General features: G+C 68.4%; 8 protein-coding genes and 1 tRNA gene. 7 read left to right on the plus strand and 2 right to left on the minus strand.

Annotated elements, in window-relative coordinates; translation table 11 throughout:
- The 5 genes from IE312_RS40975 to IE312_RS20065 form a co-directional block, all read left to right on the plus strand.
- Positions 1-555: branched-chain amino acid ABC transporter substrate-binding protein (locus tag IE312_RS40975; RefSeq protein ID WP_229900183.1), on the plus strand; the 555-nt coding region annotated here is incomplete at its 5' end.
- 111 nt (positions 556-666) lie between these two features.
- Positions 667-1596 carry a branched-chain amino acid ABC transporter permease gene (locus IE312_RS20050; RefSeq protein ID WP_189303914.1) on the plus strand — a complete coding sequence of 310 codons (930 nt, stop codon included), beginning with the start codon at positions 667-669 and terminating at the stop codon, positions 1594-1596.
- A gap of 5 nt (positions 1597-1601) precedes the next feature.
- Entirely contained in the window at positions 1602-3428 is a 1827-nt protein-coding gene (locus tag IE312_RS20055) for a branched-chain amino acid ABC transporter permease (protein WP_189983711.1), read from the plus strand.
- 5 nt (positions 3429-3433) lie between these two features.
- A complete protein-coding gene (locus IE312_RS20060; RefSeq protein ID WP_189983712.1) occupies positions 3434-4345 on the plus strand; it encodes an ABC transporter ATP-binding protein in 912 nt (303 codons plus the stop codon).
- Complete coding sequence (locus IE312_RS20065; protein WP_189983714.1) at positions 4342-5058, plus strand: ABC transporter ATP-binding protein; 717 nt, start codon at positions 4342-4344, stop codon at positions 5056-5058. The genes IE312_RS20060 and IE312_RS20065 overlap by 4 nt, the downstream gene beginning before the upstream one ends.
- A gap of 68 nt (positions 5059-5126) precedes the next feature.
- On the opposite strand, the gene IE312_RS20070 is transcribed toward IE312_RS20065, so the two are convergent.
- Positions 5127-5780 carry an ANTAR domain-containing response regulator gene (locus tag IE312_RS20070; protein WP_189983716.1) on the minus strand — a complete coding sequence of 218 codons (654 nt, stop codon included), beginning with the start codon at positions 5778-5780 and terminating at the stop codon, positions 5127-5129.
- A 100-nt stretch (positions 5781-5880) separates the two neighbouring features.
- Here IE312_RS20070 and IE312_RS20075 point away from each other — a divergent pair.
- Positions 5881-5955: transfer RNA gene (locus IE312_RS20075), tRNA-Leu, on the plus strand.
- 105 nt (positions 5956-6060) lie between these two features.
- The gene (locus tag IE312_RS20080; RefSeq protein WP_189983718.1) at positions 6061-6834 is read left to right on the plus strand and encodes a helix-turn-helix domain-containing protein; all 774 of its coding nucleotides are present in this window, start codon (positions 6061-6063) and stop codon (positions 6832-6834) included.
- A gap of 11 nt (positions 6835-6845) precedes the next feature.
- Here the strand turns inward: IE312_RS20080 and IE312_RS40980 are convergent.
- A partial coding sequence (locus IE312_RS40980) for a pyruvate kinase (protein ID WP_229900185.1) occupies positions 6846-7694 on the minus strand: 849 nt, incomplete at its 5' end.

Raw genomic sequence — 7694 nt, forward strand, 5'->3', positions numbered from 1 at the left:
GACGCCAAGGACTTCTCCGCGGTCGCCACCAAGGTGAAGAACTCCGGTGCCGAGGTCGTCTACTACGGCGGCGAGTACCCGCAGGCCGGCCCGCTCAGCAAGCAGATCAAGGCCGCCGGCGCCAAGATCCCGCTGGTCGGCGGCGACGGCATCAAGGACGACACCTTCATGAAGCTGGCGGGCTCCGAGGCCACCGGCGACCTGGCCACCTCCGTCGGCGCCCCGGTCGAGGACCTGCCCTCCGCCAAGCAGTTCGTGGCCGACTACAAGGCCGCGGGCTACAAGGAGGAGTACTCCGCCTACGGCGGCTACGCCTACGACTCCGCCTGGGCGGTCATCGAGGCCGTGAAGAAGGTCGCCGACGCCAACGGCGGCAAGCTCCCCTCCGACGCCCGCGCCAAGATCACCGAGGCCATGCAGGGCGTGTCCTTCGACGGCGTGACCGGCAAGGTCTCCTTCGACGAGTACGGCGACGCCACCAACAAGCAGCTGACCGTGTACGCCGTGAAGAACGGTGCCTGGGCGCCCGTCAAGTCCGGTACCTACACCGGCTGATCCACCCCTGCACCACTCAAGAGCCGCGCGGGGCGCTGTTCCACTGGCGCCCCGCGCGGACTCGCATCCGGCCACATCCCTCGCACTTTCCGAACGCTCGGAGGACATGCGGTGAACGAACTGCCGCAGCAGCTGGTCAACGGCCTGCTACTAGGATCCATGTACGGGCTGGTCGCCATCGGCTACACAATGGTCTACGGCATCGTCCAGCTCATCAACTTCGCCCACGGCGAGATCTTCATGACGGGCGCCTTCGGTGCCCTCACGGTCTGGCTCTGGCTCCCCGGCGGCACCAGCATGTGGATCGCGCTGCCGCTGATGATCATTGGCGCCGTGATCGTCGCGGTCGCCATCGCCGTCGGGGCGGAACGGTTCGCCTACCGGCCCCTCCGCAACGCCCCGCGCCTCGCCCCCCTGATCACCGCCATCGGCCTCTCCCTGGCCCTGCAGCAGGCGGTATGGGCCTGGTACCCCGAGGCGAAATCCGCCCGCACCTTCCCCCAGATCGCCGGCGGCCCCTTCGAGATCGGCAGCGTCACCATCCAGACCGGCGACATCTTCCTCGTCGTCGCCGCCCCCATCAGCATGGCCGTCCTCGCATGGTTCGTGATGAAGACCCGCACCGGACGCGGCATGCAGGCCACCGCCCAGGACCCGGACACCGCAAAGCTGATGGGCGTCAACACCGACCGCATCATCGTGATCGCGTTCGCCCTCGGCGCCGCGTTCGCCGCCGTCGGAGCCGTCGCCTACGGCCTGAAGTACGGCGAGATCAACTTCCGTATGGGCTTCATCCTCGGCCTCAAGGCGTTCACCGCAGCCGTCCTCGGCGGCATCGGCAACATCTACGGCGCCATGATCGGCGGCGTGGTCCTCGGCGTCGCCGAAACCCTGGCCACCGCCTACATCGCCGACATCCCCGGTATGGACAAGTTCGGCAGCCAGTCCTGGGCCGACGTCTGGGCCTTCGTACTCCTCATCCTCGTACTGCTGTTCAGGCCACAGGGCCTGCTCGGCGAGCGCGTCGCGGACAGGGCGTGACACCCATGACCACACAGACCACCGCACCCGACACCCCCGGCGCCCGCAAGGCCGACACCCCGTCCGGCCTGCTCCCCCTGCCGGAGAAAGCCGCCCGCGCCCTCGCCCTCGGCGGCAGCGTCCTGACGATCGCCTCCACCTTCCTCGCCTGGACCTGGACCTCCGCCTTCCCCGGCGACCTCACCGTCTACGGCTACCCGGGCGGCCTGCAGGTCCTCGTCCTCATCGGCGCGGCCCTCGCCACCCTCTTCGCGCTGGCCTCCTACGGCCTCCGCGGCCTGGCCTGGCTGGTGCCCGCCGGCCCCGACGCGGCCCTGAAGTTCGCCACCCTGGCCACCTTCGCCACCGCCTGGTACACGGTCATCGCCATCAGCACCGACCTCGGCGGAGTCGTCAACCTGGAACCCGGCGGCTACCTCGTCGCCGCCGCCAGCCTCGCCGCCCTCGCCGGCGCCCTGGCCCTGCCCTTCCAGCGCCCCGAGCCCGACCCGATCGACCCCGACGACACCGGCTGGGAGAAGTTCAAGCACGGCGCCGCCCACAAGTGGGAGATCACCAAGGCGGTCTTCGCCGGCGGCTCCCCCCGGCCCCTGGCCGCACTCCCGTCGTACGCCGAGATCCTGGTCATCGTCGGGATGCTCGCACTCGGCCTCGTCGTCTTCACCTACGGCATCGGCACCGAGTACGACGAACTGTTCATCGGCTTCCTCATCACCGCCGGCCTCGGCTTCGCCGCCCTCAACAAGGCCGGCGTCATCGCCCACGCCTCGCAGATCGCCTCCCGGCACACCAACATCACCACCTGCGGCGCCTTCGCCGCGGCGGCACTCTTCCCCTTCACCCAGACCGACGACCAGTACGCCACCCTCGGCGTCTACATCCTCATCTTCGCCACCGTCGCCCTCGGCCTGAACATCGTCGTCGGCCTCGCCGGCCTCCTCGACCTCGGATACGTCGCCTTCCTCGGCGTCGGCGCCTACGCGGCCGCCCTGGTCTCCGGCTCCCCCAGCTCCCCCTTCGACGTCCACTTCCCGTTCTGGGCCGCCGTCCTCGTCGGCGCCGCCGCCTCACTCGTCTTCGGCGTCCTCATCGGCGCCCCCACCCTGCGACTGCGCGGCGACTACCTCGCCATCGTCACCCTCGGCTTCGGAGAGATCTTCCGCATCACCGCCAACAACCTCGACGGCACCTCCGGACCCGACATCACCAACGGCTCCAACGGCATCTCCTCCATCCCCAACCTCGACGTCCTCGGCTTCGACTTCGGCGCCCAGCACGACATGGGCGGCTTCACCATCGGCCGGTTCGCCAACTACTTCTTCCTCATGCTGATCATCACCGCCGTCGTGGTGCTGGTCTTCCGCCGCAGCGGCAACTCCCGCATCGGACGCGCCTGGGTCGCCATCCGCGAGGACGAGACCGCCGCCCTCGCCATGGGCATCAACGGCTTCCGCGTCAAACTCATCGCCTTCGCCGTCGGCGCCTCCCTCGCCGGCCTCGCCGGCACCGTCCAGGCCCACGTCACCTACACCGTGACCCCCGAGCAGTACCTGTTCGCCGGCCCCATCCCGCCCAACTCCGCCTTCCTCCTCGCCGCCGTCGTCCTCGGCGGCATGGGCACCATCAGCGGCCCCCTCATCGGCGCCGCCCTGCTCTTCCTCATCCCCAACAAGCTCCAGTTCCTCGGCAACTACCAGCTCTTCGCCTTCGGACTCGCACTCATCCTGCTCATGCGGTTCCGCCCCGAGGGCCTCATCCCCAACCGGCGCCGCCAGCTCGAATTCCACGAAGAGGCGGAAGCACCCACCCTCCTGACGAAGGCGGGGGCCTGACCACCATGACCACCGACACCACCACCCAGGACACCGCCCCCGGCGCCGCCGCGCCCCGCGAAACCGTCCTCGACGCCCGCGGCGTCACCATGCGCTTCGGCGGCCTCACCGCCGTGCGCGGCGTCGACCTCACCGTCGGCGCCGGCGAGATCGTCGGCCTCATCGGCCCCAACGGCGCCGGCAAGACCACCTTCTTCAACTGCCTCACCGGCCTCTACGTGCCCACCGAAGGCGAAGTCCGCTACAAGGGCAACGTCCTGCCGCCCAAGTCCTTCAAGGTCACCGCCGCCGGCATCGCACGCACCTTCCAGAACATCCGGCTCTTCGCCAACATGACCGTCCTGGAGAACGTCCTCGTCGGCCGGCACACCCGCACCAAAGAAGGCTTCTGGTCCGCCGTCCTGCGCGGCCCCGGCTTCCACAAGGCCGAAAAAGCCTCCCGCGACCGCGCCATGGAACTCCTGGCCTTCGTCGGCCTCGACCACAAGGCCGACCACCTCGCCCGGAACCTCCCCTACGGCGAACAGCGCAAACTCGAGATCGCCCGCGCCCTGGCCAGCGAACCCGGACTGCTGCTCCTCGACGAACCCACCGCCGGCATGAACCCCCAGGAGACCCGGACCACCGAAGAACTCGTCTTCGCCATCCGGGACATGGGCATCGCCGTCCTCGTCATCGAGCACGACATGCGCTTCATCTTCAACCTGTGCGACCGCGTCGCCGTCCTCGTCCAGGGCGAAAAGCTCATCGAAGGCGACAGCGCCACCGTCCAGGGCGACGAACGGGTGGTCGCCGCGTACCTCGGCGAACCCTTCGAGAACGCCCCCGGCGCCGAAGAGGCCGCCGAGGTCGAGGCCGCCGAGGCACACGCCGAGACCACCACGGACGCCGCGCCCGGCAAGGAGAACGACCGATGACCGCACTGCTGGAAGTCGAGGACCTCAGAGTCGCCTACGGCAAGATCGAAGCCGTCAAGGGCATCTCCTTCAAGGTCGACGCCGGTCAGGTCGTCACCCTCATCGGCACCAACGGCGCCGGCAAGACCACCACCCTGCGCACCCTGTCCGGACTGCTCAAGCCGGTCGGCGGACAGATCAAGTTCAACGGCAGGTCACTGAAGAAGATCCCCGCCCACCAAGTGGTCTCGCTGGGCCTCGCCCACTCCCCCGAAGGGCGGCACATCTTCCCGCGCATGAGCATCGAGGACAACCTGCGCCTCGGCGCGTTCCTGCGCAACGACAAGCCCGGCATCGAGAAGGACATCCAGCGCGCCTACGACCTCTTCCCCATCCTCGGGGAACGGCGCAAGCAGGCCGCGGGCACCCTCTCCGGCGGCGAGCAGCAGATGCTCGCCATGGGCAGGGCCCTGATGTCCCAGCCCAAACTGCTCATGCTGGACGAGCCCTCGATGGGCCTGTCGCCGATCATGATGCAGAAGATCATGGCGACGATCGCCGACCTGAAGGCCCAGGGCACCACGATCCTGCTGGTCGAGCAGAACGCCCAGGCGGCGCTCTCCCTCGCCGACCAGGGTCACGTCATGGAAGTCGGCAACATCGTCCTGTCCGGCACGGGACAGGACCTGCTGCACGACGAATCCGTCCGGAAGGCCTACCTCGGCGAGGACTGACCGCCCGGACACGACACAGGCCCGCGCCCCCTTCTCCGGGGCGCGGGCCTGCGTGCTGCGAACCGTGCTCAGTCCTTCTTGGCCTTCTTCTCCTCGCTGTCCGCGATGACCGCCTCCGCGACCTGCTGCATCGACATGCGCCGGTCCATCGACGTCTTCTGGATCCAGCGGAAGGCGGCCGGCTCCGTCAGGCCGTACTCCGTCTGCAGGACCGACTTCGCCCGGTCCACCAGCTTGCGGGTCTCCAGCCGCTGGCTGAGGTCGGCGACCTCCTTCTCCAGCTGCTTCAGCTCCGTGAACCGGGAGACGGCCATCTCGATCGCCGGCACGACGTCGCTCTTGCTGAACGGCTTCACCAGGTATGCCATGGCACCGGCGTCCCGGGCCCGCTCCACGAGGTCGCGCTGCGAGAAGGCGGTGAGCATCAGCACCGGCGCGATGGACTCCTCGGCGATCTTCTCGGCCGCGGAGATGCCGTCCAGCTTGGGCATCTTCACGTCCAGGATGACCAGGTCCGGCTTGTGCTCCCGGGCCAGCTCGACGGCCTGCTCGCCGTCCCCGGCCTCGCCGACGACGGTGTACCCCTCCTCCTCCAGCATCTCTTTCAGGTCGAGCCGGATCAGTGCCTCGTCCTCGGCGATGACGACACGGGTCGTCAGCGGAGGCACGTGCGACTTGTCGTCGTCGGACACGTCTACGGGCTGGGGCGACTCGGGGGTCACTGGGGCTCCTCGTTCAGGGCAGGGGTACTGCTGACAAGAGCCTACCTAGCTACGGTAAGGTGGACGCGCGGAGGGTCCGGGAAGACCTTGGATTCTGCGAGCCCCGGTAGCCCAATTGGCAGCAGGCGATGGATTCAAAACCCATACAGTGTCGGTTCGAGTCCGACCCGGGGCACTTTTCCTTCGATTGCAAGGTCAGCTTCTGAAGCGGATGTTCTCGTTCTCGTGAACATCCGCTTTTCACTGCGTGTCGAGACGACCGCTCACGCAGAGTGTGCACGTGTACGACATCAGCACACGCAAGCGAGCGGTCGCGCTGGTTGCCCAGGGGCGCAGCCTCAGCTCGGTCAGCAGGGAGATGGGGGTCTCCCGGTACGCGATCCGAGCCTGGCAGACACGCATCGAGCCGGTGGACCGCGTGAGCAAGCCCTGCCCCCGCTGCCAAGAGGTACCCGGCCCGCCTCAGGATCAGGCCGCCTACGCCTACCTTCTCGGCCTCTACCTCGGCGACGGCTGCATCAACGCTCACCACAGAGGCGTCTACATCATGCGCGTCGTTCTGGACAACGCCTGGCCAGGCATCATCGATGCGTGTGAGGCGGCACTCCGCGCCGTACGCCCGGACAACAGCGTCTTCCGTGTCCGCAAGCAAGGCTGTGCAGCGGTGACCAGCACGAGCAAGCACTGGCCCTGCCTCTTCCCCCAGCACGGCCCCGGCAAGAAGCACGAGCGGCCCATCGTGCTCGAACCCTGGCAGCAGGCCATCGTCCGCGCGCACCCCTGGGAGTTCATCCGTGGTCTCATCCACTCGGACGGCTGCCGCATCACCAACTGGACGACCCGGACGGTCGGCGGTGAGCGGAAGCGGTACGAGTATCCGCGCTACTTCTTCACCAACACCTCGACCGACATCGTCCGTCTCTTCACCGACAGCCTCAACCAGGTCGGTGTCGAGTGGAAGACGCTCAACCAGAGCCGCGCGGCGATGACGGTCTCCGTCGCCCGGAAAGCCTCCGTCGCCCTCATGGACGCCCACGTCGGCCCCAAGTTCTGACCGGGGCCCCGCTACTTCGGGCTGTCGTCCTCGCCGATGTGGTGGACCCTGACCATGTTGGTCGAGCCGGAGACGCCGGGCGGGGAGCCTGCCGTGATCACGACCACGTCGCCCTTCTCGCAGCGGCCGTACTTCAGGAGCAGTTCGTCCACCTGGTCGACCATGGCGTCGGTGGAGTCGACGTGCGGGCCGAGGAAGGTTTCCGTGCCCCAGGTGAGGCTGAGCTGGGAGCGGGTGGCCGGTTCCGGGGTGAAGGCGAGGAGGGGGATCGGGGAGCGGTAGCGGGAGAGGCGGCGGGCGGTGTCCCCGGACTGGGTGAATGCGACCAGGAACCGGGCACCGAGGAAGTCGCCCATTTCGGCGGCGGCCCGGGCGACGGCGCCGCCCTGGGTGCGGGGTTTGTTCCGGTCGGTCAGCGGTGGCAGTCCCTTGGCCAGCATGTCCTCCTCGGCCGCTGCGACGATCTTCGCCATGGTGCGGACGGTCGCGACCGGGTATTTGCCGACGCTGGTCTCGCCGGAGAGCATGACCGCGTCGGTGCCGTCGAGGACCGCGTTGGCGACGTCGGAGGCTTCGGCGCGGGTGGGCCGGGAGTTGTCGATCATCGAGTCGAGCATCTGGGTGGCGACGATGACCGGCTTGGCGTTGCGTTTGGCGAGGGCGACGGCGCGTTTCTGGACGATGGGCACCTGTTCGAGGGGCATTTCGACGCCGAGGTCGCCGCGGGCGACCATCAGGCCGTCGAAGGCGGCGACGATGCCGTCGAGGTTCTGGACCGCCTGGGGTTTCTCGATCTTGGCGATGACCGGGAGGCGGCGGCCTTCGTCGGCCATGATCCGGTGTACGTCGGCGGCGTCGTC

It is taken from the genome of Streptomyces capoamus (assembly GCF_014654935.1).
Lineage (GTDB): Bacteria > Actinomycetota > Actinomycetes > Streptomycetales > Streptomycetaceae > Streptomyces > Streptomyces capoamus.

What these genes read in the sequence shown, in the direction of transcription:
- IE312_RS20055 (WP_189983711.1), top strand. Translation starts at nt 1,602, where the DNA reads ATGACCACACAGACCACCGCACCCGACACCCCCGGCGCCCGCAAGGCC.
- IE312_RS20060 (WP_189983712.1), top strand. Translation starts at nt 3,434, where the DNA reads ATGACCACCGACACCACCACCCAGGACACCGCCCCCGGCGCCGCCGCG.
- IE312_RS20065 (WP_189983714.1), top strand. Translation starts at nt 4,342, where the DNA reads ATGACCGCACTGCTGGAAGTCGAGGACCTCAGAGTCGCCTACGGCAAG.